The sequence below is a fragment of the Paenibacillus sp. JT22N7 genome (assembly GCF_059383875.1).
On the sequence record NZ_JBXENY010000006.1, the window covers coordinates 289769 to 315052 of the forward strand.

The window sequence follows — 25284 nt, forward strand, 5'->3', positions numbered from 1 at the left end:
ATGAGTATGGACAATTTTAAGATTTTCATGATTAGACGGGCGGCATGCTTTTTACATTTTTCGGGGGATGGCCGTAGCGTTTTCGAAATAGGCGATTAAAATAAAACGGATCTGGAATGCCCACCTCAATGGCAACCTGCTTCACGAGATACTTGCCAGACAGGAGCATGTCATAGGCTCTGTTCATGCGGATTTCATTGAGCCTGGTCAAAATGCTGCTCCCCGTTTCTGCCTTGAACAGCTGGCAAAGATACGGCTCAGACAGTCCCACATAGGACGCTACATCCGAAATCGACACGCGATCCGCAAAATGTTTATTTAAGTAGGCCAACGCTTGCCGTATTTCCTGGCGCAAGGTAGAAGTGGATGCAGCAAGCTGCGTTCCTTGTCCTAAAGAGTCCAGAATTTCATCCGAAAGCTCTTTAATGATCAGCTTTAAGCTGGAATCAGAGTCCGCTGCTTCGACTTTTTCAATCCAGCCCTTCTCGTTCCAAGGCGTGTCCATTTGCAAGGCTGCCGCATTAGAAAGCCCCCAAATGCCCCCTGCTACTATGCGCTTCAGCGATTTCGAATGAATGCCATGCTCGGCGGCGGATTCCATCAATAAAAAAGCTTTTTCCACCCACCGTTCAATCGCGCCGTCGCCAGGGCCGCGCAAGCACTCCCGCAGCTGGGCTTCTGCTTCACGAAACCGCTCATTCGTATCTGCGGCTAGCCTGGCATTGGACTGGCACCCTGCTTGATACGCCGTATAAAAGCGAAGCGCCTCGGCCTGCCTATTTAAGCTCATTTGCTCGATGAGATGTTTAAATGACGTTGCCGGCTGCCCATAAATGACGCTAATCACTTGGCCATAATACATTTCCGACAGCTTAATCAAACGTTGAGCTATTTCTTCAGGATCGACAATATTTTGGAGCAAGGGAGTGGAGATGATTAGGGTGTAACGGTTCGGGCGGGGATGAAATACAAATAAAAAATGCTTGTTCGGGAACAGCCCCTCGGCAAGCTTCTCTAACGTTTCATGAAAGTCTATCACCTGATGATTAGCGCGCTCGCCTTCTAGCATATTTAGCGTAAATGTATAACAGCATAAGCCTTGTAGCCGAGAGATCGCTTGCCTTTCCTTTTGATTAAAAATATTCCCGTTCAGCTGAGGCTGCTCAGCTTGATCATGCTTTTTCAACAAATCATACAGCTGCGCCAGCTCATCATCGGCCTGCTCTACAGTCGTTGTCTGGGGTTGAAAATAACTCTGTTTGGCATCCAGCTTAGCCGCCATTTCTTCAAGCGTCTGCATAAACGTTTCGGTCTTCAACGTAAGCTTGAGCATATAATCGTAGGCGCCGAACTTGAGCGCCTCGCGCACGAGATCAAAATCATTATAGTTGCTTAAGACGAGAACTTCGCCTTTAAATCCGTCCGCCAGCAAGCTTTTAATCAGCTTAAGGCCATCCATTTCAGCCATTTTAATATCGGTAATGACGATATCCGCCTTGGTTCTTCTTACGAGCTCCATCGCCGATACCCCGCTCGAAGCAGAGCCTGCGTATTCGAAGCGGCTATCCTCCCATTTAATGATGGTTTTGACAGCATGACGAACGATCATCTCATCATCTACGATAATGACTTTATACATGTTCTACCCCTTCCTTCATCGTCATTGGCAAGCTGATTAACGTTTGCGTCCCGCGACCTGGCTCGCTTGAGATTTTAATCCCGTATTGCTTTCCTACATGAAGGCGTATTCTCTCTTCTACATTGCTCATCCCTATCCCTGACAGCTTGTCATGGGAATGCTTCCGCTCCTGCACCTCGGCCATATCGAAGCCTTTGCCATCATCGGAAATTTGAAGCAGCAGCCTGCCCTCGTTAATCGAGCCGTCTACGGTAATATGTACTCTGCGGCCTTCCCCGCTGCCCGCATGCAAGATTGAATTTTCTACAATCGGCTGAAGAATGAAGCGCGGAACTTGGCACTGATAAAGCTGATCATCGCTCATGCGGCATGCGAGTTTAAACGAGTCGCCATATCTCATGCGCTGGATGACGGCATAATGCATTAAGTTGTCGATTTCCTTCTCCAGCGTAATCATTTCTTCCGTATCCAAAATCGTATTATGAAGCAGCTCGGATAAAGACGCGATCCCTTGCTCCACATTTTCGTTCCCGCTCATCATTGCGCTCCATTTCAAGGAATTTAACGTGTTGAACAGAAAGTGAGGATTGATTTGAGCTTGAAGCATCTTCAGCTCTGCCTCGCGCTTCGCCTGCTGCTCCTCTTCGACTTGATAAATCAGCATTTTGAGCCGTGCGACCATTTGATTGATCGTTTCGGATAACCGCCCCATTTCGTCGGAATGTGTCGGACCGAGCCGGGTTTCCAGCCTGCCAAGCTTAATTTGGGTCGCATATTGGAGCAAATCGCGCATCGGCCGATTAATGCTGCGATAAATCCACATGGCCAGCAGTCCGGCTAGCAGCAGGATGAACAAGCAAATATACAGCAAGCTTCCTCTAATCGCAGAAAGCTCCGAAATGATATACGAATGCGGAATCAGGCCAATCATATGCCAGTCTGCTGACCGGATATAGGCGCTGCCTACAAGTACGCGTTCCCCATCGACTTTCGCATAAAAGGTTTTGCTGGGCCCATTGGACATCATGGCGCTAAATACCTCTTGCTGGTTATACGTCTGCCCATGGGGAATCGAAGGCGACACGGAGGACACGACGACGCCGCTATGATCCGTAATGTAGAGCCTGCCTCCTTTCCCAAGGTCCACATGCTCAAAAGTATTGCGCGAGAACACCTTCTCATCAATGACGATAACGAGGTAGCCCAACGTTTGATTCAGATTATCCTGGGAAAAAATAATGCGGCTCAAAGCAATTTTATCCGAGCCCCGGTTGGAATGCAGATACGTCCACTTTATGTTGCCAGCCGTTTCCGTTATGCCTTGCAGGGAATCCGCGATTTGGTTTTTCGGATACCATTCATACCCCAGATCAAAAAAGATATCGCCCTCATTAGTCAAAATCACGACATTCGAAATATTGCTTAGGCGAAACACTTGCTCCCCCAGAGCATCTTTAATATCGGTCTGCAAGCCGTATTTCTCAAAATCCGTCATGCTGTTCATATGCTGGAGCCCGCTTTGTATCAGGCTGTTTATAATAATGGATTCACTAAGGGTCTCGTATTGCGCAAGTTCTCTGGATGCATTCGTCGCGGATTCGGACAACACTTGAAGGGTGGATGTGCTTAATTTTTCTGAAATGGACGCCTCGTATCTAAGGTTCGAATAAAGCGCAACGGAGACGACAGGCAGAAGCGAGGTAATCAGGAAGGCAATTAACAGTCGATGCTTAATAGATAATTTCCGTAAAAATGTTGAAGCCCGTATAGGGTTCAGCTTAAAATTTCCGTTCATCCTACACCCCCGTTTGTTGCTCAAACTCAAAGCGTGCATCTGTTCATGAATAGAATAGCTTTATCTTAAGGGCAAATGGCATAGCCGTCTATACAACCAAACAACAATAACTTTTGGGGAGTTCCAAAAAAGGAATAAAAAAGGCGACCGACTATTATAGTCGGCCACCTTAAGTGGTGTCGGTTCAGCTCTATTGAGCCTTATTTACTTTTTTCCCATGACAGCGAAGTCATTTTCTTCATGATCCGCAAAGTTAAATACCCGTCCGGATGGCATTTCTACTAAAGGGCCGAAATGTGAAAAAAGAATAAAGCTGCCCGCAGGCAGCCGTGAAAACATAACATGTGGTTAGCCGCTCTAAATGGACAACGGTATTTCTTTAACTCCGCGCACAATCATCCCCGGTCTCCATTCCAATTCGGCAATATTAGCCTGAAGCTCAAGCCTCGGGAAGCGCCGGAGCAGCGTATTAATGGCGATTTCTCCTTCCAGCCTTGCGAGAGGCGCGCCCAGACAAAGATGAATTCCTTTGCCAAACGCCAGGTGCTGGCTTTTGCCCCGGGATATATCGAATACATCGGGCTGATTAAAATGCTCGGGATCACGGTTCGCAGAATCAAGCGCTACGATGACCATGTCATTTTTATTCATCATATGGCCTTTGAATTCCAGATCCTCGCTTGCCCAGCGGCCCGTACTGAATTCGACAGGCCCGTTGTAGCGGAGCATTTCTTCAATAGCGCCATGAATGTATTCAGGATGCTGCAACAGCCGCTCGCGCTGCTCCGGGTGTTCCAACAGGGCAAGCACGCCATTGCCGATCAGGTTGACCGTTGTTTCATGACCAGCAATAATGAGCAGGGTAATGACCCCATATAATTCTCCTTCCGTTAACTGATCCCCACTTTCATCCGCGACCACCAGTTGGCTGATCAAGTCATCTGAAGGGTTTTCCCGTACAAAGTCAAACCGCTCTTTAAGATAAGCTACGAATTCATCTTGGGCCTGCAAAGAGGCTTCCCGGCTGCTCTCCTCAAAGGAGGCTTCAATAATGGTATTTGACCAGCTTCGAAATTGCTCACGATCCTCAGCAGGAATACCTAGTATTTCGCAAATGACAATAATAGGAAGATGGAACGCATAATCGTCAATCAGATTCATGGTATGTCCAGCGGCCACCGCATCGAGAAGCTCATCGGCTATTTTCTGGATGTGTTCTCGCTTCCCCGCAATGATTTGGGGAGTGAAGCCTTTTTGCACAAAGCTACGTAAGCGTTTATGATCCGGCAGATCCGAGAACAGCATATTTTTTCCTATTACACTCTTTTGCTCAATACTGCTGACTTTAGCTATATCTTTAATAAAACGCGGGTCCTTGAGCACTTCCACAGCATCTTCATATTTGGTTACGATCCAGCCATATTGGCCATTCGGGAAAAACTGCTTAAAAATAGGATTGCTTGCTCGTAATTTTTCATAGACGGGGTAGGGATTCTGCTTAAACTCCGGTGTAAACATCTTCTGTTCTATCGTGTCTCTTGAATTCAATGCCACCATCTCCTTCCAACATATAGAATACGTGTGGTAATCTACGATTCGGCCAGGGACAAAACTAGTGAAAATTGACGAAGAGAAACCCGCTCATTCCGAAATCAATCTAAGCCTAATTCATCCAAATTTTAATAAAAAACCCTTTTTCTGATACACGAAAAGTATACCTCACCTACAGAATCAAAGTCAATTCGTGCCATAAACGCGAAAAAATCATTCCACCCTGAAGACTATTGTTGTACTTTTGCCTCCTCGTTGGAACTTTTCTACATTCCAATATTCCTTTTCTCTGTTCTTCATCAGTTCTAATATTTATGGTCCCCCACAGAATACTGCCCGTTACTATAGCAAAAAAATGAGACCATCTGCGAAGGCAGCGATCTCATTTTTTTGCTATAGTGTCCCGTCGAAGGCATCTATTTCAATATAATATCCGAAACGCCCTGCTGTTGATTCTCCCAATTAAATCAAATAATTATTCAATACAATTGCTTCAGCTTAGGATTAGAAACACTTTGGAAATCTGCGAATTCGATCCGATTGCGTCCATTTTGCTTCGCTTGGTAAAGGGCTTTATCTACTGCAGCAAAAAGTTGAATTAAATAGCCTTCCGGATTGTCCGGCACATGCTCATGATCAAAGTCCTCAATGGATAAAATGCCCACGCTTACCGTGATCGAAACCTGCTTGACTTCATGCTCTACCAAAATGTAGTTCGACTCTACCGCTAATCTCACTCGTTCCGCTAATTGCTCTGCCAACTGGCGTTCAGTATGCGGAAGGTAGATCATAAATTCTTCCCCCCCATATCGGGCTAAAATATCGGTACCGCGAATGGATTGTTTGACGGCTTGAGCCGTACGATAAAGAACTTCATCCCCTATTACATGCCCAAAGCGGTCATTGATCGCTTTAAAGAAATCAATATCAAACAGGATGAGTGAAAATGGCGTTTTATATTGAATATTGGTTATAACCTCATGAGTCAACTGTTGGGTCAAATAACGGCGATTGTAGCAGTTGGTTAAACTGTCCGTAAGAACTAATTCTTCAAGCTTTCGATTAGCTTCAGATAACTCATTACGGATGCGATCCAGTGAATGATTGCGCTCCTGGAGGATCTCATTTTGCCGATTCATTTCTTGAACATAAAAGCGCTCTTGCGAGACATCCTGGAACGTAATAATATGGCCGATTTGCATCGGGTAAGAATCAACAATTGGGGAAGCTTGTACAATAAAATGACGTTCGATATCGCGCTGGGCGACGATTTCAATTTGAGACAACGTATTTTCCTTTTGCTTATAACGCTCCAGAAATTCCTTGCTGCTGCCCTCTACATGAACAGTGCCAAGAAACGTCTCCATATCAAAATAGTCACCCACATTTAAATCCATAGACGATCGTAAAGCTTTGTTAACTTCAATAATGGATTCATTCTCATCTAATACAAGGATTCCATATGGAATCGTATTGATGACGTCCTCATGGGCGATGGAAACAAGATCAAACACATTGTATTTTTTAATGACATATACGAAAAATAAATCTGAAAGAAAAATGCCTAGAGAAGTAAATCCTGGAATGATCGGCAGCCACTGCTTTAACACCACATTAAGAATAGCGTCAATACCGGCAAAAGTGGCCAGCACGAATATGCCCCACAGCGTAATCTTCACTTGATTTTTGATCATGGGTGACGTTCTTGAAGAATGTAATGCCCCAAACAAAACAAAGAGAGAAGCAAAAAAGTAGCTCAATAGAATAGCGATCACAATCCAGAACCATATGCCATATGCTCTATCGACGTAACCGCCCCTCATCGGAGCTACAAAAAGATTAAACGGATTTATAATGACACCAACTGCTGCAATAACCGCAGGCGCAAATAATAAAAATAGTCTCCTATTTCCCAGCTTGTCTGCATTCCCGGTAAGAAAGATCGTGAGCAGAAGCCAACCGCTTCCCAACAAGGAGAGGGCCACAAAAGACATATTTACGTAAAACAACTGTAACTGCGGATCGTCAGTCAGATCTGTAGCAAATTGGCACACCGGCCAAAGCATCATTAAAAAATGAAATAAGAAATATACCTTATGTAAGTTCGTAATCCTAACGGTAGCAAAAACATAAATATATACGACAAACAAGAGGATGAATAAAAAGAGATCATACCATGCTAATGGGCTCACAAATTTTCTCCTTTTTTGATTCGACAGCTACGATATTATCAAATAGGTTTGGTTAAATTAACCACATCTTATCATACAGTCAAGACCGTGAGCTAGCCCACACAATGGCAGTCCAGCCAACCTCTGTCCTATTTCTTCATACATTCCTTTGTATTGCCGATGCTTGAACGTTTCATATTTGAGCTATGGGAAGAGAAAACGTTGTTTTGGGGAGAAATTCCGAAAGTGTTACGAGGGTCTTGCCTTAGGGCCAGCCGTTGCCGGACGGCCCTTTCTTTCAATCCTATTCATGATCCAATGGATGATTATCCGAGAACAAATCCGGATTTTCCTTGAGCATTTCCGTTATTACTTCCGCTAGCGCAGCCGCATCACAGACCCTTACATCGGCATCGCCTAGCCGCCCTTTATGCATGGCGCCTTTACTTTCAAGCACATCGTCTACCTTCCAAAAATGCTGCGACCACGACAGCCCGCAATGCCGGCGGGAAGGGACAGAAATTTCTGTTCCATCGGGCAATACCGTGAACAGCATCTCATGGCTATCGGTCATTCTGCCCGGTATGTCCACCCATTCCTCGACGCCATGAATAAAGGTGTTGCGCTTTAAATCGACTCCAACCAGCAATATCGTCGCTCTTCGGTCAAGCAGCTTTCCCCATGCAGAGCCTCTAGCGCAGGGAGTATCGAAATGATGATCATCGTTTGTGAACTCTATTGAATCCAGGCCTAATGCTGCCACCGAATGAGTGGGATGCAATGAACGCACCACACCAGGCCGCTTGCGAAAAAGCTCGGGCAAAATTCCGACGCAGGAAGGCGACTGATCTACGTAAAATTTCGGATTATCCGCATTGATGTAGGACCAAGTATGGGTGGGCAGCACCAACAGCCCAGCCTTCATATAGGCGGTGAAAGCATCCAGGACGGTGTCTGCGCCACCCTCGACTGGCCCCATGCTTTTCATCGATGAATGGACGAGCAGCGTTCCTTGGCCGTCAATGCCCAGCTGCTCTAATTGCTTCATTAAGCTCTCTATTGTGTGCATGTTCTCCCCCTCCTGGGCTCATTATATCAAAACTTGCCCTTACTTAGGATACGATTTAACGTTTCCTCTATAAAGCGAAAGCAAAGGGCACCCATCCGGGCGCCCTTCGCAGTTTGGGGTTGGGTTTTTGAAAACCGCAATCCACAAGTTATATGGCAATAAATACCTTATAAAGCATAGCTTGTTCTCCTGCTTATGAACATTAGTTGGTTAAAGAAGCCACCCACGTCTCGACAGATATTACCTCGGCCTGTTGGGGGAACACCTTCTCGGTTAACACGCGATGAACCTCGGTGTCGGCATCGATACAGGCGTCGGAAAGCACCGTAAGGGCAAAATCTTTATCTGCCGCTTCCCGCAATGTCGATAGAACGACGCCGCTTGTGGCAATACCGCTGAGAATGAGTGTGTCGATTTGTTGGGAGCGAAGGATGACCTCAAGGTCGCTTCCGGCGAACGCGCTCACTCGAACCTTCGTCACAATCGGCTCGCCTTCTTGAGGCTGCACGGCTTCATGAATCTGCATCATCGCTTCTGGAGCCGCCACACCTCCGGATCGACTGGCAATGCCCCCAAACATTTTGTTTCTAGCACTAATCTCGGGATAACCTGCACGAAAAGCAACACGTACGTAAATAACAGGAATAGCGTGGCTGCGTGCCGCTTCAATCGCTTTTTGGAACGGAAGCAGTGCCCCCGCGCCAGCTGCGTACCGCGACACAACGCTATTTTGCATATCCATGACCAACAGCGCGCTTTTGCTCGGTGAATTTTGCATATGTTTTTAATCTCCCACTTTCTCATCATAAACGGAGGATGTATTCCGTTTTTATTATTATACGGAGAACATTCTCCGTTTGTCAACAAATCGCTATTGATGTAATATTTATAAAGAGGTGTTATTCAAAAATGTCTAAAAAAAATATTCCAGCTGGAGACGCTGACCCTACAGTGTCCTTCATCGCCGCTCCCCCCGAGAAGGCATTGCGGGCAGATGCCAAAAAAAATCGGGATCATCTGCTCCATATCGCCCATCAGGTTTTTATGACCGAAGGCATCTCCGTCTCGATGGATGAAATCGCAAGGCGTGCCGGTGTGGGGGTAGGAACCGTCTATCGGCATTTTCCAAGGAAGGAAGATTTGTTTGGGGCCGTCATTGTCAGCCACAAGGCGCGGCTTATGGAAGAAGCCCAGCAATGGCTTGACCACGACGATCCGGGCGAAGCGTTCTTTCAATATTTTGCAACCATTATACGCGAGGGGATTGCAAACAAGGCGATCACCGATGCCCTTGTCAGCAGTCTGAATGTAGAGGCTGGTCGTTCGGACGTTGCGCGAGATTTTTGGCAAGGGATCGACAAGCTGCTCGCCCGTGCCAAGCAAAACGGCTCCGTTCGGGCGGATGCTCGCCTTGAGGATATCAAAATGCTGCTTATTGGCATTTTGCAAGCGACCGGGGACGGCGGTACTTTTCCAGACCGTGTCGTGTCGATTCTATGCGACGGTCTTCGCGGGTAAGCAAAAAATAACCGCTTGCCATTCCAGAGAAGGCAAGCGGTTATTCTTTTTACCCTAAACTACTTTTATTGAATAAGCTCCAGCAGCTCTGTCACGCTGGCTTCGTACTGCGGCTTGAACTGCTCTGATTCCATATATTTGATTACACTGGACAAAAACTGTTTTCCTTCCGGTGTATCTAGCACCTTATCCGCGTCGAGCGAGCAAATAAGCAGCTTGCCATTTCCTACGCGGCATTCGAACAGAAAACCTAATTTGTGATTGCGCTCAAAATTGTCGATGGTCTGTACGATAGGGCTCCATTCTTTGCTCGTACCGTCCATAATAATCGACTTTGAATGGGATACGATGCTCCACCAAGGATAAGTTGAATGCGGCTCGCACGGAAAGTCCCGGAAGACCGGGTGGCTGTTGTCGACTAGAAGCCCCATTGTTCCGACGGGAACCGGACGGTTCATGCTCTCCGAGATGGACCGAAACATCGGGTAGCACCAGAAATCGGTACTATAGAAGCCTTCGATACCATGGCTTATATGCTCCGGCTTCGGCATCAGCCATACCTTCTCTCCTTGCTTTAATAAAGCAAGAGCCTCAGCCGTAAGCGACTCAAAACGATGGACTTTGGACAGCTCCGCTTCAACCTGCTGCGGATAAATCCAGAGGTCATAGGACTTGCGAATATCCGTCTCCAAAATCCGCAGGGAAAGCACAGCTTTGGTCATCACATCAACAGCGGGCATTTCAATGCTCAGGTCGCAAATATCAATGTCATTTTGCTCCTCCCATATTTCCACCTCAGCCGTACCGGACGCCAGTACCCCCTGTCCATCCGCCAGCTCCCACTGGAGCTTGATTGCACCGGGCGGCTGATTTCTATACCAGCACAATTCCACATGAGCCTCGAAGCGTTCGGTCGACGTATAGTTGTATTTAGCAAACCTCGCCATAAGGACGGCATCGCTGCAGAAGGTCCGCCATTCCTCAGGCGTAATCAACCCCTTGGAATCCATAAAGGCATCTAATATGCCAACGAGCGCCGTCCCTTGTCCACTGAAATCCTGAAGATCGAGCAATTGAAAGCCGGCAAGCTTTCTGGAGCGAAAAGCAGCTTCCAGCTCTTCCTTATAACAGGCTACTGCCAGCTGCCCTGAGCTTTCAAAGTATGGGCTGGCCAGATGATCCAGCCCTTTCTCCCTGAGGCGCTCTTGGAAAATGATGAAATTTTCCGCTTTCAGCGAGCCTGTATACTTCTCTATTTCTCCATAGTTCGGATACGTTGCGTATTGCCCAATCTCATGGGAAATGACCGGAATGTGGGGAATCCATTCCCCCGAGGCGTCGCCGAGCTGGACAGCTTTCGCTTCCGTGCCGTACTGGATTTGAATAACGCCCCCTGCATCACCCGACGCGCCCTCGTTATGATGAAAATCTGGCGGCACAATTTGATCGTCATAATCCTTTAACGTACCTGGAACGTCGGTCTGAACATGGCCTAGCGGAGCATCACACATTGCATAAGAACCTCTGAACAGCCGCTCCTTCGAGAAACGCACCCCGCAGAAGAAATCATCATGTTCAAGAATAGCAGGAGAAAATTGATGATTATTGGAGCCTTGTGTATACAACGGCCTGCTGTCGAACGCTTTATAGGCTTGCAAAATCGCATCGATTTTGGCTCTGCTGCCCCACAGCTCATTGCCCAGCGACATCATGACAAAGGACGGATGATTGCCGAATGCCTTGAGAATAGCATACCCCTCGCTAATCAAGTAGTCTTGCTCCGCCTGGTTATGGCGCTCATCTGCTGCTTCGGTAATCGTTCCCCAGAAAGGCAGCTCCGGTTCCATGTAAATCCCCAGCATGTCCGCTGCGGTAAACGCAGCCTCAGGCGGGCAGCACGTATGAAAACGATAATGGTTAATGCCATAGGACTTGGAAATGCCAAGAATTCTCAGCCATTCCTCGACATCCGTCGGCGCATAACCCGTCAGCGGAAAAATCAATCCGTCATGCTTGCCCCGAAGGAACGTTTTGCTGCCGTTAATTGTAAATTTATTTCCATCCGTTCTAAATTCCCGCAGGCCGAAGCTCCGCTGCTGCTGGTCAACGATTTCGCCTGTCTCATCCTTCAAACAGATGCTTACGGTATACAAATGAGGAGTGGCTTCGCTCCATAGCAGCGCGTCCTGCCCCAAAGCATATTCAAGCGAAATGGTCTGCGAAGTGAAGCTATATTCCTTCTCCGCCACAGTATGCACGTTTTCAGAGTTCCAACTGGCTGCGGATACCGTTAGGCTGCCGCTGAGCGCTCCCTGCACACCAGCTTCCACCTTCACGGAGCGCGCGGACAAATTCGGATAGAGCTGGATATCGGTCAAATACGAAGCGTTATATAAATGAAGCTCGATGCGGCCTGTAATCCCGTTCCAATTGGTCTGTGTATCAGGGGAAGTCATATGGCCGCCCTTCGTTGGATAATCCGTATTGTCGACACGGACGGTAATCGTCTGCGGGCCGCTCTGAAGCAGTCCTGTCAATTCGTAGAGATGCGGCGTATTCAAGCTGTCCCGCGAGCCTACCTCGCGGTCGCCCACCCATACCGTCGTCATTCTCGTTCTTTCCAAATAGAGAAAACACGTTTTTTCAGCAAGCCCCGTGGGAATTTCTACCTCTCTCGAATACCATGCATACCCTTCGAACGCATACTCATCGGTCAAGGCCCCTACTAATTTCGTTTCGTTCTTCGGCCCTTTCCGGGCGTAGGATGTCGTTCCGGGCAGCTTAATCGAATCTGTAAACGGCTGCGACAACCCGCTCTTGTCCTTGTCCAGCTGCAGCTTCCATTCGCCCTCTAGGTTGATTTTGGTCAGCAAAATATCACTCCTCATAATAATAATCTCTAAACTCCTGCGGAGTCGTTCCGGTCAGCTTCTTGAATAAAAAGGTGAAGTAGGCCGCCGTTTGAAATCCAACCTGCTCCGACACTTCATATACCTTGATGCTTGGGTCCCGGAGCAGCTCCTTGGCCTTGTTCATACGCGCTTCCTGGACAAAATCAGATATCGTTCGGCCCATTTCTTTTTTGAATAATACGCTCAAATAGCTGGAGTTCAAATGAAACTGCTCCGCCAGCTGCTTCACCGTTACGTTATTATGCAGATGCTCCTCCAAATAACGGGCCACTTTCTGGATCAGGTTATGCTGCTGAACGGTTTGCTCCTTCTGCTTCAGCTGGATATACTGGGCGAGGAAGGCCATTACGACCGTTCTTATTTCCTCCACATCCGTACAGTCAATCATCCGCTGCCACATCAAAATATTCATCTCGGCGTCCGTTTCCTTTGTACGCTTCAATTTGCGGATCAGCTCACTAATTAATCCCATGCCAAAGGCCTGCACATATGAAAAGGACACGGGCTTCTGCGCCAGCAGCATCTCAAACGCATGGTTGAAATAAACGACGGCGTTCTCGCTTTCCCCGCTATCAAGCAGCTTTAAAATTTCCGGAAAATATTCCTCGTACAATCGAAAATCGTGATATTCATTCATTTCAACGTGGTCGAAATACAAAATTTGCCCATAGCCGGCCATTCTGGCGCTTGCCATCATATGCTTGATTTCTTTATATAACAGGGGGATTTCCGACCAAGTTTGGCATTCCCTGCTGATTCCGACGGTAACGGAAGCGTTGTACTGCTCCTTCAGAACATCCTGGATAAAAGAAAGCTGCTTCTCCAGCTTCACACGGTCAATTGGAGAGGCGTTCAATAAAATGACCGCCACTTCGTCCGCTCCGGTCTTGCCGATATACGTGCCTGCAAACTCGGACAGGCCCATTTTGACACATTTGATGAGCCCTTCGCTGAGCATAATTCGCTCCTTGGCGTCATGCGGATTGGACGGAAACAGACGGTCATAGCCGAACAGGAACAGCGTAGCCTGCCAGTCCTCCGACGGCAAATCGAGCAGACGGCACCAGGATTCGAGCAGCTCGTCACTTTGAATCGCACCTTCTATCAAATCCTTGACGTAATGCTCCTGCAGCACCTCATAGCTTTCCGTCATTTTTTCTTTAAGCTTGCTTGTCTCCAGCTCGATATGGTTTCTCTTCTCAAGCGAATCGCGAAATGCAGCAAGCTTCGCTTCCAATTCATCCGTCTTAATCGGCTTGAGAACGTAGGCCTTTGCCCCTAAATGAATCGCTTCCTGGACAAATTCGAATTCGTCGTACCCGCTTATCATCACCGTCTGCAGGGACGCAAGCTTCGGATAGTCCGACTTGCACTTGGCGAGCAGCTCTATCCCCGTCATTCCTGGCATCGACACGTCGGTGATCAGAACATCCACATGAGCTTCTGCCAGTATGGCAATCGCCTCTTCACCCGATTGTGCGGTCATTGGCTGTTCATACCCTAGCGCTTCCCAGTCGATGTGGCGGACAAGTCCTTGAATCTGCATCGGCTCGTCATCAACGATCAGTGCTTGCATCATGCTCCATCCCCCTTTTTAATTTCAGGAGCTTCCTTGCAGATCGGAATATGAATGGTCACGGCCGTCCACTCATCCTCCATGCTTTCAATTTCAAAACGTCCCTCTTGGCCAAAATAGAGCGCCAGCCGCTCGCGTATATTGTTCATTCCGAATCCGTTTTTCGTACCGATATAGCTGCCTGTCTTGATTCGCTCCAGCTTCTCGCGCGCAATGCCCTTCCCATTATCAAAAATCTGAAACGCAATGGCATCCTCTGTTTTGTTGATCATGATCTGTATAAAGGCACCCTTCCTTGTTGTAATACCGCCATGCAAATAGCAATTTTCCACTATGGGCTGCAAAATGAGCTTAATCGTATACAAATCAAGAACGTCCGTCTCCACCTGCCATTCTACGTGCACCTGATCGGGATAACGCAGCTGCTGGATTTCGACATAAGCCTTTAGATGCTCAAGCTCATCACGAATACGGGTCACATTAACGCGGTTATTGAGGGCCAGCCGATAAAAGGTGGTCAGGGCATCGATCGTCCGAATTTGAATGTCATCCTTCACATCCATGGCACGCCAGCGGATCAGGCTTAAGGAATTATAAATAAAATGCGGATTAATCTGCGCCTGCAGCGCTTTGAAGGACTGCTCGCGTTCTTTTAAAATCGCCTCTGTATGCTCTTCCACCAGCCTTCTGAGGCGTCCAGACATCGAATTAAATAGAACCTCCAGCTCTCCCAGCTCATCGTTGTCCCGGTTTCTCACCGTCGCTTCAAAATAACCTTCGGAAATATCCATCATGCGGGTTCCCAGCTTGCGTATCCGCCAGATGACGTTTTTGAGCACAACCATAATGAGAAAGGTCGATAAAAGGAGAAAAAAAGCGATGCCGCCCACTATATAGTAGAAAATTCGTTTGGACTGCTCCTCCAGCCGATCCAGATGCACAAGCGCCGCGACCGTCCAGCCGGAATTGATTTTCTGCCTGATTAATACCATGCCATCAACAGTTACGGCCGAGCCTTCCGGACTGCTCCAATACTCGCTTAAGGAGGATTCTGACAAACGGCTGCCGATCTCATTGGACTCTGAGGAGGCGATGATCTGCTCATCGCTGTCTACGATGAACATTTCCCCCGCGCCGTCAAACGGATGGTCAAACGACTCAGCAAATACTTCATTATAATTAAGCCGCAAATAGACGATGCCGTAGACGTCCCCGTACGTATTTAAAATTTTGTGCGAAACTACGAGCCGGGTTTTATCGTCGAGCGCATTCGTCCAGGTGAGGTTGTCCGGCGATTGAAGTCTTCCCTTATACCATTCCTGTTCGATTAAGCCCGAAAGTTTTCGGTCTCCTGGTTTCCATAGAAGCCCGCCGTCCTGTACCAGCGTGTCGTTCGTATGGTAGATGCGGAAATTTTCGATTCCGGGCAAATATTTGCTCGTAAATAAGAAAGCTCGATCCACATATTGAACGGTAGCGTACTGTTCGGAAATGTCCTGATAGTCTCTTGATAATCTGGAAACCAGCTCACCGTCAGTCGCTGTCCGCGTAGCAAGCAGATCATAGCTCTGCTTGCGGAACTCAATGCTTTGGGCGTTCTGGCGAACAGCCTCCTTAATCGTGAGCATATAGTTGCCCCGGACAATATGCAGCGTCATATAGCCTGCTCCGATAGCCAGCAGGACGGTCGGAAGAAATACAATAACCCCATAAAACAGCACAATTTTCTTTCTCATATTCATGGAGCGGGTCATACGAATGATCCATTGCTCTAAACGTTGTCTCAGCCTCATCTGCCACTCCTCCATGAACTGCAAAGGGAGCCCCCTTCCTAATAGGAAGGGATGCTCCGCAAATTCTTTATTTTATTTGCCCGCTTCTACTTGCTCATTTTACTTGCTCATTGTAAGATGCAAGCCATTCCTGCTTGACCTCGCTCCAGTGGCCGCGCTTCTCCAGAGCTTCCTGGAACTTCGTCCATTCCGTCTCAAATTGGCCGCTATCCTTCGCCATCAGCAGCTTGGCTCTATATTCCTTGCGAATATTTTCGATTTCAGGGGAATATTTCTCCCATAGGCCGCCAGCCTTCATTTCAATCAAATCATACGGCTCGGCAACCCGGATACTTCCCATTTTGCCGATCGCCTCGGTGAATTTGATCGTTTTGGCTGCTCCCGCTTTCCCGCCATCCGCTGTGTTCCACCATGGATACCACTCGTTGCTGTAGGAAGAAGCCATGTACAGCTCCGGCGTAACCTTCGCTTTTTGGGCCGCATCACCCGAATTCCGGCTTGTTTTATAAGCTTCATCCGTGAACTGCCATTTCCCAAGCGGCTGGTCAACCCAATCCCAATACAGTCCAACTGGGCCTTCATTAATGACATGCTGTTGTTCAGGCTTCGGCTGCAGCGTGTAATCAAAAAACTTTAAAATCGCTTCCAGGTTTTTTGTATTGGAGCTGACATACACATCGTAACCCGGATTCGGATTAACGACCTGGTTGATGCCGACTTTCTCTACGCCTTGAACTTTAGGGAAAGGAACGACTTCATAAAACCATCCCGGCTCCGTAGGACCGTCAAGCGTCTCCCATACGGAGGTTGGAATATTCCAGAAGCTTCCCGCATTTAGAGCGACACGTCCCGATTTATTTTTTTCGTTATATTGCTCTTTTTTATTCGTAACGACCTCTGGGTCAATCAGCTTGGCGACGTACATTTTGTTCATCCACGCATAAGCCGCCTTAAAGTTCGGATCATCGTAAGCGAATACAAAATCATCGCCTTTTTTCTCGATTCCCCTGCCGCCCGTCGTGACGCCAAAGGCGGTGAGAATCGCGTTCTCATCGCTCCAGCTGAGCGTATCATTCGTATCCATTAGAAACGAAAGGGGAAGCAGCGTTTTGCCTGACGCATCCTTTTGCTCAGCCGCTTTTTTCAGAAAAGCCTCTACGCCTTCAATAGTAGCCAGATCAGCTATGGTCATGCCAACGCTTTCCAGCACATCCGTTCTGACTGACCATCCTTGCGATGCCCAGCCCGGCCATGGATCTTCAGGATTTTGGTCAAACCAGGTCGGAATCGACCAAATATGTCCGTCCGCATCCTTCATCAATTCGAGATACTGCTTCGGAATCGCAGCCAGCCCCGGATATTTATCCGGCATATCGAAATACTGCTCCAAAGACATCAGCTGCTTCGAGCGGTTCATGGCGCTCTTCACCGTTTCATTTCGGCCAAAAATCGCTGCATCCTCAAAGCCGCCTGTGTTAATTTTCAAATTAAGCGCTGTCATTGCATCGCCCTGTGTCGTCTCCAGCTTAACATCAACACCCGGCTCTTTCTCGCGCCAATACTTCTGGACCAAGCTGTCATTATTCGTTGTTGCCGTCCATCCCAGCCACAGATTGAACGAGGTTGAACCGCCAGCTGCCGCGCTGCCTGTATCGGTGCTGCTTGGCTGATTGTTTGTAGAATTCGAACAACCCGCCATTACGGTCAGCGATACGGCAACGGTTAATGCCGTTAAGAAACGCTTTTTAGATTTCACTGTCATACTCCCCCTATACAAGATTGTACTTCAAATCGGTATATAAATGTTGCTCTAATACCCGAATAATCAGCCTTTGACCGAGCCCACAAGAACTCCTTTGACAAAGTATTTTTGCAAAAACGGATAAACACAAAGAATAGGAATTGCACTGACCATTACAACCGCCATTTTAATCGACATCAGCGTAATATTTTGCAGCTGCGAGCTTCTCGCCAGCGCCTCCTGATTCGTGTTGGAGCCGAGTACGGCAGACAAATCCGAAGCAGCTAGGAGCTGCTGCAGGAAGGTTTGAACGGGAATCAATTCCTGCTTCGTAACGAAGAAGGCGCCCGCGAACCAATCATTCCAATGGCCGACTGCCGTGAACAAGCCTAGTGCAGCCAGCATCGGTTTGGATAGCGGAATAATCATCTGCATTAAAATCCGCAGCGGTCCAGCTCCATCTAGTTCAGCGGATTCCACCAGCGCCTCCGGTATGCCCTGAATAAATTTCAGCATGACGAACATGTTCCAGACAGAGAAGAGGCCCGGCAGAACGTATACCCAGAACGAATTAATCAAGCCCAGATTGTTGAGCTGAATGTAGTACGGAACCAAGCCGCCGCTGAACAGCATCGTAATCAGAATATAGCCGAGAATGGTGCCTCTAAAAGGAAGTCCGCGATAGGACAATCCATACGCCACAAGCAGCGTAACGAGCAGTCCGCCAACCGTTCCAATGACGGTCCTGCCAATCGTGATCAGATAAGAATTCCGAATAATCTCATTGCCAAGCACGATCTCATAATTAATGAGGGTGAAATTCCGCGGCCATAAGTAAACCCCGCCCTTGGCAGCATCCGCCCCGTCATTCAAAGATATGGCGAGCATATACAAAAACGGATAAAGCACGGATACACACAGCAGGCCGAGCAGCGCTACGATGACGTATTGGGCAATATTTTCACCTTTGCTCATCTTCATACGCCATCACCATAATCCTTCGCCGTTTATTTTTCTTGAAAACTGATTCGTCCCCACAACTAAAATCAGACTGATAATCGAGGAGAGCAAACCAACCGCAGTTGCCATGCCAAAGTAGCCTTGCTGCAGGCCGCTGCGTAAAATATACGTATCCAGCACGTCGGCCACTTCCTGGTTAGCCGAATTCATGAGCGGATAAATTTGATCCATGCCCACGGTAATCAAGCTTGGAATACTCAAGATCAGGACGATCGAGATCGTCGGCAGCATGCCTGGAATCGTAATGTGGCGAATTTGGGATAGCTTGCCTGCGCCCTCTACCTTGGCGGATTCATAGAGCTGCGGGTCAATCGTCGTAATCGCTGCCAAATAAAGAATCGTATTCCAGCCTGTTTCTTTCCACAAGCCGCTTAACACTACCATCGGCCGGAACCATTCCGTCGAGCCCAAGAAGAAGATGGAGTCCCCACCCGCTTGATTGATAAACTGGTTGACCAGGCCGCTGTCGAGCGTCAAAAAGGATTGAAGAATGTAGGCTACTACAATCCATGAGAAGAAGTGGGGCAGGTAGCTGACCGATTGAACGAAGCGCTTGAACACTGGCCGGGTCACTTCATTAATCAGCAGAGCCAGCAGAATAGGCGCCGGAAAGCCGAATACAAACTTCAACACCGATATATAGAGTGTATTTTTGACTACGGTCAAAAACTGGGGGTCTTGAATAAAGGAAAAATTATCTAAACCAACCCAAGCACTATTCCATATGGATGTTCCGATTTGGAAATCCCGGAATGCAACCTGTATCCCTACCATAGGGATATAGTTGAAAAGCAGCAGCAGGACCACGCCCGGTAAAATCATTAAATATTGCCATCGATACTTATAAAGCTTTGCGTACAATCTGCATCCCTCCTTGGTCTTTCTATCATAAAGGTAAATTCGGAGCACTCCTACGCAACAGCGATTGGATATCTATCGTTCTGATTAGAATTCATAACGAAAAGGCTTCGCCCCATGTAAAGGAGACGAAGCCTTTTTGCAATTATTACTACTGAGCCGAAACATTTACACTATCCATATTCGGTCCCTCTGTACCCGTCGTTACAACTTTTAAAATATTGTTCCCGCTGCTCATGGATACCTGGATCGTTTTCTCGCCCCAGGTTGTCCAGCCGCCTGTCGCTGTAAAGGCAGCATTGCTGATTACTTTCGTTCCATTAACATAAATATCCAAATTTCTCATCCCTGACTCCAGCGCATACCGGAACTTTACATTTTTAGTTCCCGTTACCGCAGCATAGATGCTGTTCCACTGAATGGCTGCATCGGTTGCAGCATTAAAGTTGACATATCCGCTGCCGCTATAGCCTGTATTGATAGTTTCTACTGCGGAGCTGGTCAATGTTGTACCCGTCTCGGCTTCATAAGTGGTACCGCTGCCGCTGCCTCCACCGCTTCCTAATTCAGCTACAAAGGTTGTAACACTCTGGGCCGGAAGCTGGCCTGTAAAGGAACCGGCCGACACATTAATCGACGATCCGGCTGCAAGATTTCTAGTGCTGTCTGTTACCCATGAAGATACCGTCGATGCATTCCCGTTCTGCAGGACAAATTTCTGATTGACTGCCGAGGTGCCTTTGTTGATGGCAACAATAACCACCTTGTTGTCGCCTTTATATGCAGAGGTGAACACGTTTGTTTCAGGGCTCTTCGATGCATCAACCCTTACATAGCCAGGACGAACGAATTTGGAAAAATGAGCCATGTTATAACCGCGTTTGCTGATCGTGCCGTCCTCTTTCATCGGGCCGTATTGTCTGCGGATATACCACCATACATAGGCTTGGAAATCTCCTTCAACCATAGCACTGTGAATATGATGGGAAACATCCAATGCCTCGGGCCAGAGATCCGCCGAGTTGTTGTTACTATTTGGATAGTATACTTCCGTCATCCAGAGCTCTTTGCCCGCTCCTTTTTGTTTGAACAGAGGATAAGCGAAATTGTTAACGCTTGTACCATAAAGATGAGCACCAAGAATGTCCATATTGGCAAGAGCCTGCGGATCATTCAGAATAGGGTCTGACATATTTTTCAGGTATTGAAAGGACTCCGGTGCCATGACCTTCGTATTTTGAATGGATCCCGCATTTTCTTTCATAAAGCGAAGCATCTCTTGTGGGGTCCACCATGTCCAGTCATGCGCGTAGTCTGGCTCATTTTGGACCGAAATCGCATACAGGTTCACACCGTTATTTTTCATGTACGTGACAAAATCATTAAGATGCTGCGCATACGCAGCGTACTTATCGTATTTAAGCCGTTTGGCTGCAGTATCACCATTTTTATTGAAGGTCTCGATCATACTGCTAGGAGGATTCCATGGCGAAGCAAAGACGAGTGCGCCTTGCTCTATCGCACGTTTGGCAGTCGGCACTTCTCTGTACCAATTATTGCTATCACCGTCTACAAAGATTCTTAGAACAGAAAAGCCCAACTGATTTTGTCCATTGCCAAATGCGGTTTCTCTTTGGGCCGCTGTCAGGTCCCCAATCCAAGCCGGGTGGTTAATTCCTCCAAAGCCTCGTATCAATTGTTTTTCTGCCGATAAATTAATGACTGCATCACTTGCTGCTGAAACCTTAGGAGGAGCTGGCACGGTTAATACTAACGGAAGCACAGTTAAACATGCCAATAAGACAAACATTGATTTTTTCAGACTTGAGATCATTGTTTTCATCTCCTTATAATATTAATTTTTCCTATAAACTTCTCTGGCTGTTTAAACAACCGTCTGACCACCCCCTTTTTCAGCTATGAAGCTGCATTTTGCCTTAAGCAGTCATTATCCGTATCATTCAGCCCTTAACACCGCCGAGGGTCATCCCTTGAACAAAATATTTCTGCAGGAACGGATAGACCATCAGAATGGGAATGCTGGCAATGATCGTCATAGTAGCCCGGATCGAAGTCGGCGTCACCATCGTTCCGCTGTCGCCCGCCGCTTGATAGATATCCCCAGCCGTGGCCGTGGCCGCCGTCGTGGATGTTTGCAAAATTTTCATCAGTTCGTACTGCAGCGTGCTTAATTGGATATTGGAGGAATTGTACAGAAACACATCAAACCAGGAGTTCCATTGCCCTACCGCTACAAACAGCGATACGGTAGCCATGACTGGAACGGTCAGCGGCAATACGACGCGGACGAAAGTAGTGAATTCTCCTGCACCGTCGATCCGTGCCGATTCAAGAATGCCTTCCGGCAGACCTTCAATGAAAGAACGGATGACGATCATGTTGAACACCCCAATCACGCCCGGAACAATATAAACCCAAAAGGAGTTAATCAGGCCCAAATCCCGAATAAGCAAATAACCGGGAATCAAACCTCCGCTGAAGTACATCGTAAACACGAAAAACATCGTAACAAACTTGCGCAGCACGAATCCCTGTCGGCTGACGGTATAGGAGAGCATCGCTGTGCAAAATACGGCCACCACAGTTCCAATAATCGTACGCAGCGCCGATATGAGCGTAGCGTGATAAACGTCGGATTCTCCGAAAATATACTTGTAATTATCCATCGTCCATTCCCGTGGCCATAAATAAATCCCGCCCCTAATGGCGTCGTTAGCATCATTAAAGGAAACGGCAATCATATTGACGAACGGGTAAATCGTGACAATCATCAGCCCTATCATAAATAGGATGTTGCAGCTATCAAACACTCGGTCCCCAAAGCTGGAAGTGCGCAAACGGGACGTTTTTCCTTTTTGCATGGCGTAGCTCCCCTTTTAAAATAATCTGCTTTCCCCCATTTTCTTGGCAATAAAGTTAGCGGAGAAAAGGAAGATGAAGCTGACTACCGTTTTGAATATGCCGGCCGCCGTTCCTAAGGAGAAGTTGCCTGTCCCCATCCCATACTTCAGCACGAATATGTCGAGATTCTCCGAATAATCCATGTTCATTCCGTTGCCCAGCAAATATTGCGGCTCAAATCCAGCTTCAAGAATATTTCCCATGTTCATGATTAGCAGAATGATGATTACGGGCTTCATTCCGGGAAGCGTTATGCTGACTATGCGCTGAAGCCTACCCGCTCCATCCATTTCAGCTGCTTCATATTGGGAAGGATCGATCGCACTAATGGCGGCCAAATAAATAATCGTGCTCCAGCCCACCTCTTTCCAAACCTCAGTCGCCCCGAGAATTCCCCAGAAATACTCCCCCTTGCCCATCCACAGCACCGGGCTATCCATGAGTTGGAGCTTCTTCAGCAGCAAATTAATGATGCCATCCGGAGATAAAACCGTCAGAACAATGCTTGACGCCACTACCCAAGAAATAAAATGCGGCAAATAGCTGACGGTCTGAACGAACCGTTTAAAAATAATATTTTTCAGCTCATTCAGCAGAAGAGCCAATGTAATCGCCGTAATGAAGCCCAGTACTAATTTGATAGAGCTCATCACCAGAGTATTTCGCAGCACACGATAGAAGGTACTGTCCGCGAATAAGAGGTTGAAATGATGCCATCCTACCCATTCCTGTTCCCCGAAGGATTTTGCCGGCTTGAAGTTTTGAAAGGCCATAGTCCAGCCCCAAAGCGGTAAATATTTAAAAATAAAAGCCCAGAGGACGAACGGAATACACATAAACGCTAGCGTTTTCTGCTGAATAAGGCGATGATAAAACAGCTTTATTTTATTTTTATCTGGTCTATCAACACCTCGCTTAGCTCTACTCACCATTTGCCTGCAACGCGATCTTTTACAATCTTGGTAATCCTATTCTCATAGGTGTTCTTGCCCAGCTTGTTCAGCTCGCTGATATACTCCTCCCACAGCTTGTCGAAATTGGACGGTACCTCCATAACCAGAGCAGGCAAATATCTTCTTTGCAGGTCATCGGACTTCATTGTGAAAATTTGTTCAGGAGAACCTTGCTCCAGCGCGATGGACCATGCCGGGAACCATGGACGTGCTTCGGGTTTGGAAAACATCTCGCTGAACGTCTCGACGCCATAAGCGTTCAGAATCGTTTTATCGCCTTCGGTATACGAGGCATAGGCTACCTCTGGCTGATTGCCGGGGCTAAAGGCATTGCCGTCTGATAGGGTGGACTCCCCGCCATAACGCGGCCAGTCTGTTCCGAAGTAGGTAAAACCAAAAGTACGACTGAGCTCAAGATCATCATGGTATTTGCGCTGCTCATCGCTCGCGTAATAAAAACGGCCATTGTCATCTACACTATAGGTTTGATCCTTGATCCCCCATTGAACGAGGATTTGATTTTCTTCCTTCAGCAAATGATCGAAGTATTTAATGATGCGAATGGGATCTTTGGCTTTGATGGAAATGCCGACCGCGTAGTTGGCGACAAATCCTGGCGGATCCATGTACTGATCTTTTATGCCTTTGTCGAATACAATCGGAAGCGGAGCATAACGCTTCTCGTCAATGCCAGCCGCCAACAGGTTTTTGGAAGCATCCCCCACCTGCCATCCATAGTTAAAGTAGCCAAGTACACGTCCTGAGGTCAGCTTGGCCAAGTATTGATCCTTATTCATTGTAAAAGATTCTGGATCAAACAATTTTTCAGCGTTCACTTCGTTCAGCTTCTGAATCCATCTTTTCTGATAGTCGGTTCCTGCCACAACCTTGGCCTCATGGGTTTCCATATCGACCATGACACTGCCGTCGTTAGGATATCCCGCAAGATGCATCGCAGGATTTTGCAGCGTAAAGAAGTTATTCGCGACGCCGGCAAGGGAAACGAATCCGATCGTATCCGCGCCATCGATTGTCGGATGTTTCTCCCTGTATTGCTTGATTAGATCAAAATATTCATCCAATGTGGTGATCTTCGGATAGTTGAACTCCTTCAGCACCGAACGCTGGATCCAGAAGGCTCCCCCGCCAATATTGGGACTGCCGATATACTCGCCCTGATTGGCCGTATACGGCAAGGTGTAAACTTTCCCGTCCTCCTGCCGCATCTTATCGAGGTAAGGTCCGTATACGCGTTTGATGTTGGGCCCATACTCCTCAATCAAATCATCGAGCGGGATGTAGGCTCCAGCGTCCATCAGCTTCGCCATTTCGCCACTAGAGCTAATCACATCTGGATAATCTCCGCTGGCAATCATGACTCCAGCTTTGGTTGTGCTGTCGCCTACGACGTATTCCAGCTTCCAGTCGACACCGGTTTGCTTCTGCAATTCTTTTCCGATGACCGTTTCACTCGCCAGAGTATCCTTCTTGCCTGTCGAAAAATGATAATACGTAAAGGTCGCCGCCGTATGGTCCTCTCCGCTTGCTGCGGAAGGATCGGATGTGGACTTGCTATTAGAGGCGCTGTTAGGCATATCGTTATCTGCCTTGCTGCATCCTCCAAAAGTCGCCGCCAATAAAATAACCAATCCAGCGATTACTGCCTTGCTTTTGGACATTTCAACTAATTCCCCTTCCATTGACAAATTTGTAAGCCCTTTCAATATATCAAGAAAACGCTTTCTTGATTACCCGACAAAGCATAC

General features: G+C 47.5%; 17 protein-coding genes and 1 pseudogene. 1 reads left to right on the plus strand and 17 read right to left on the minus strand.

Going from position 1 to position 25284, the window contains the following annotated elements; genetic code table 11:
- Positions 1-31 precede the first annotated feature (31 nt).
- From AC50Y5_RS18255 to AC50Y5_RS18285, 7 genes and pseudogenes are all read right to left on the minus strand, one after another.
- Positions 32-1639, minus strand: coding sequence for a response regulator transcription factor (locus AC50Y5_RS18255; protein WP_494862685.1), 1608 nt, complete (start codon positions 1637-1639; stop codon positions 32-34).
- Positions 1632-3434, minus strand: coding sequence for a sensor histidine kinase (locus AC50Y5_RS18260; RefSeq protein WP_494862688.1), 1803 nt, complete (start codon positions 3432-3434; stop codon positions 1632-1634). The genes AC50Y5_RS18255 and AC50Y5_RS18260 overlap by 8 nt, the downstream gene beginning before the upstream one ends.
- Before the next feature lie 204 nt (positions 3435-3638).
- Positions 3639-3725, minus strand: a pseudogene (locus tag AC50Y5_RS18265) (VOC family protein); the annotation flags it as partial.
- Between the two features lie 66 nt (positions 3726-3791).
- Complete coding sequence (locus AC50Y5_RS18270) at positions 3792-4982, minus strand: cytochrome P450 family protein (protein ID WP_494862690.1); 1191 nt, start codon at positions 4980-4982, stop codon at positions 3792-3794.
- A 482-nt stretch (positions 4983-5464) separates the two neighbouring features.
- Positions 5465-7177: a histidine kinase N-terminal 7TM domain-containing diguanylate cyclase gene (locus AC50Y5_RS18275; protein ID WP_494862692.1), complete on the minus strand. Its 1713-nt coding sequence runs from the start codon at positions 7175-7177 to the stop codon at positions 5465-5467.
- A 283-nt stretch (positions 7178-7460) separates the two neighbouring features.
- Positions 7461-8225 (minus strand): AAC(3) family N-acetyltransferase, encoded by a 765-nt coding sequence (locus AC50Y5_RS18280; RefSeq protein WP_494862694.1) that lies wholly within the window; start codon positions 8223-8225, stop codon positions 7461-7463.
- Positions 8226-8427: 202 nt separating this feature from the next.
- Positions 8428-9003: a cysteine hydrolase family protein gene (locus tag AC50Y5_RS18285; RefSeq protein ID WP_494862696.1), complete on the minus strand. Its 576-nt coding sequence runs from the start codon at positions 9001-9003 to the stop codon at positions 8428-8430.
- Between the two features lie 131 nt (positions 9004-9134).
- Between AC50Y5_RS18285 and AC50Y5_RS18290 the strand changes: the two genes are divergently transcribed.
- Positions 9135-9743, plus strand: a complete 609-nt coding sequence (locus AC50Y5_RS18290) for a TetR/AcrR family transcriptional regulator (RefSeq protein ID WP_494862698.1) — start codon at positions 9135-9137, stop codon at positions 9741-9743.
- 65 nt (positions 9744-9808) lie between these two features.
- Here the strand turns inward: AC50Y5_RS18290 and AC50Y5_RS18295 are convergent, their stop codons facing one another.
- The 10 genes from AC50Y5_RS18295 to AC50Y5_RS18340 all read right to left on the minus strand — a co-directional run bounded on the left by AC50Y5_RS18295 (position 9809) and on the right by AC50Y5_RS18340 (position 25197).
- A complete protein-coding gene (locus AC50Y5_RS18295; protein ID WP_494862699.1) occupies positions 9809-12631 on the minus strand; it encodes a DUF8487 domain-containing protein in 2823 nt (940 codons plus the stop codon).
- Entirely contained in the window at positions 12621-14234 is a 1614-nt protein-coding gene (locus AC50Y5_RS18300) for a response regulator (protein WP_235533117.1), read from the minus strand. Before AC50Y5_RS18300 ends, AC50Y5_RS18295 begins: the two co-directional genes overlap by 11 nt.
- Positions 14231-16024, minus strand: a complete 1794-nt coding sequence (locus AC50Y5_RS18305) for a cache domain-containing sensor histidine kinase (RefSeq protein WP_056033398.1) — start codon at positions 16022-16024, stop codon at positions 14231-14233. The genes AC50Y5_RS18300 and AC50Y5_RS18305 overlap by 4 nt, the downstream gene beginning before the upstream one ends.
- A gap of 94 nt (positions 16025-16118) precedes the next feature.
- Positions 16119-17780 carry a type 2 periplasmic-binding domain-containing protein gene (locus AC50Y5_RS18310; RefSeq protein WP_235533116.1) on the minus strand — a complete coding sequence of 554 codons (1662 nt, stop codon included), beginning with the start codon at positions 17778-17780 and terminating at the stop codon, positions 16119-16121.
- A gap of 69 nt (positions 17781-17849) precedes the next feature.
- Positions 17850-18746: a carbohydrate ABC transporter permease gene (locus AC50Y5_RS18315; protein WP_494862702.1), complete on the minus strand. Its 897-nt coding sequence runs from the start codon at positions 18744-18746 to the stop codon at positions 17850-17852.
- 6 nt (positions 18747-18752) lie between these two features.
- Entirely contained in the window at positions 18753-19646 is an 894-nt protein-coding gene (locus tag AC50Y5_RS18320; protein WP_056033390.1) for an ABC transporter permease, read from the minus strand.
- Positions 19647-19794: 148 nt separating this feature from the next.
- Complete coding sequence (xynC, locus tag AC50Y5_RS18325; RefSeq protein WP_494862705.1) at positions 19795-21477, minus strand: glucuronoarabinoxylan endo-1,4-beta-xylanase XynC; 1683 nt, start codon at positions 21475-21477, stop codon at positions 19795-19797.
- Between the two features lie 127 nt (positions 21478-21604).
- The gene (locus tag AC50Y5_RS18330; RefSeq protein WP_494862707.1) at positions 21605-22525 is read right to left on the minus strand and encodes a carbohydrate ABC transporter permease; all 921 of its coding nucleotides are present in this window, start codon (positions 22523-22525) and stop codon (positions 21605-21607) included.
- A gap of 15 nt (positions 22526-22540) precedes the next feature.
- The gene (locus AC50Y5_RS18335; RefSeq protein WP_494862709.1) at positions 22541-23497 is read right to left on the minus strand and encodes an ABC transporter permease; all 957 of its coding nucleotides are present in this window, start codon (positions 23495-23497) and stop codon (positions 22541-22543) included.
- Positions 23491-25197, minus strand: coding sequence for an ABC transporter substrate-binding protein (locus AC50Y5_RS18340; RefSeq protein WP_494862710.1), 1707 nt, complete (start codon positions 25195-25197; stop codon positions 23491-23493). The genes AC50Y5_RS18335 and AC50Y5_RS18340 overlap by 7 nt, the downstream gene beginning before the upstream one ends.
- Between the last annotated feature and the right edge of the window lie 87 nt (positions 25198-25284).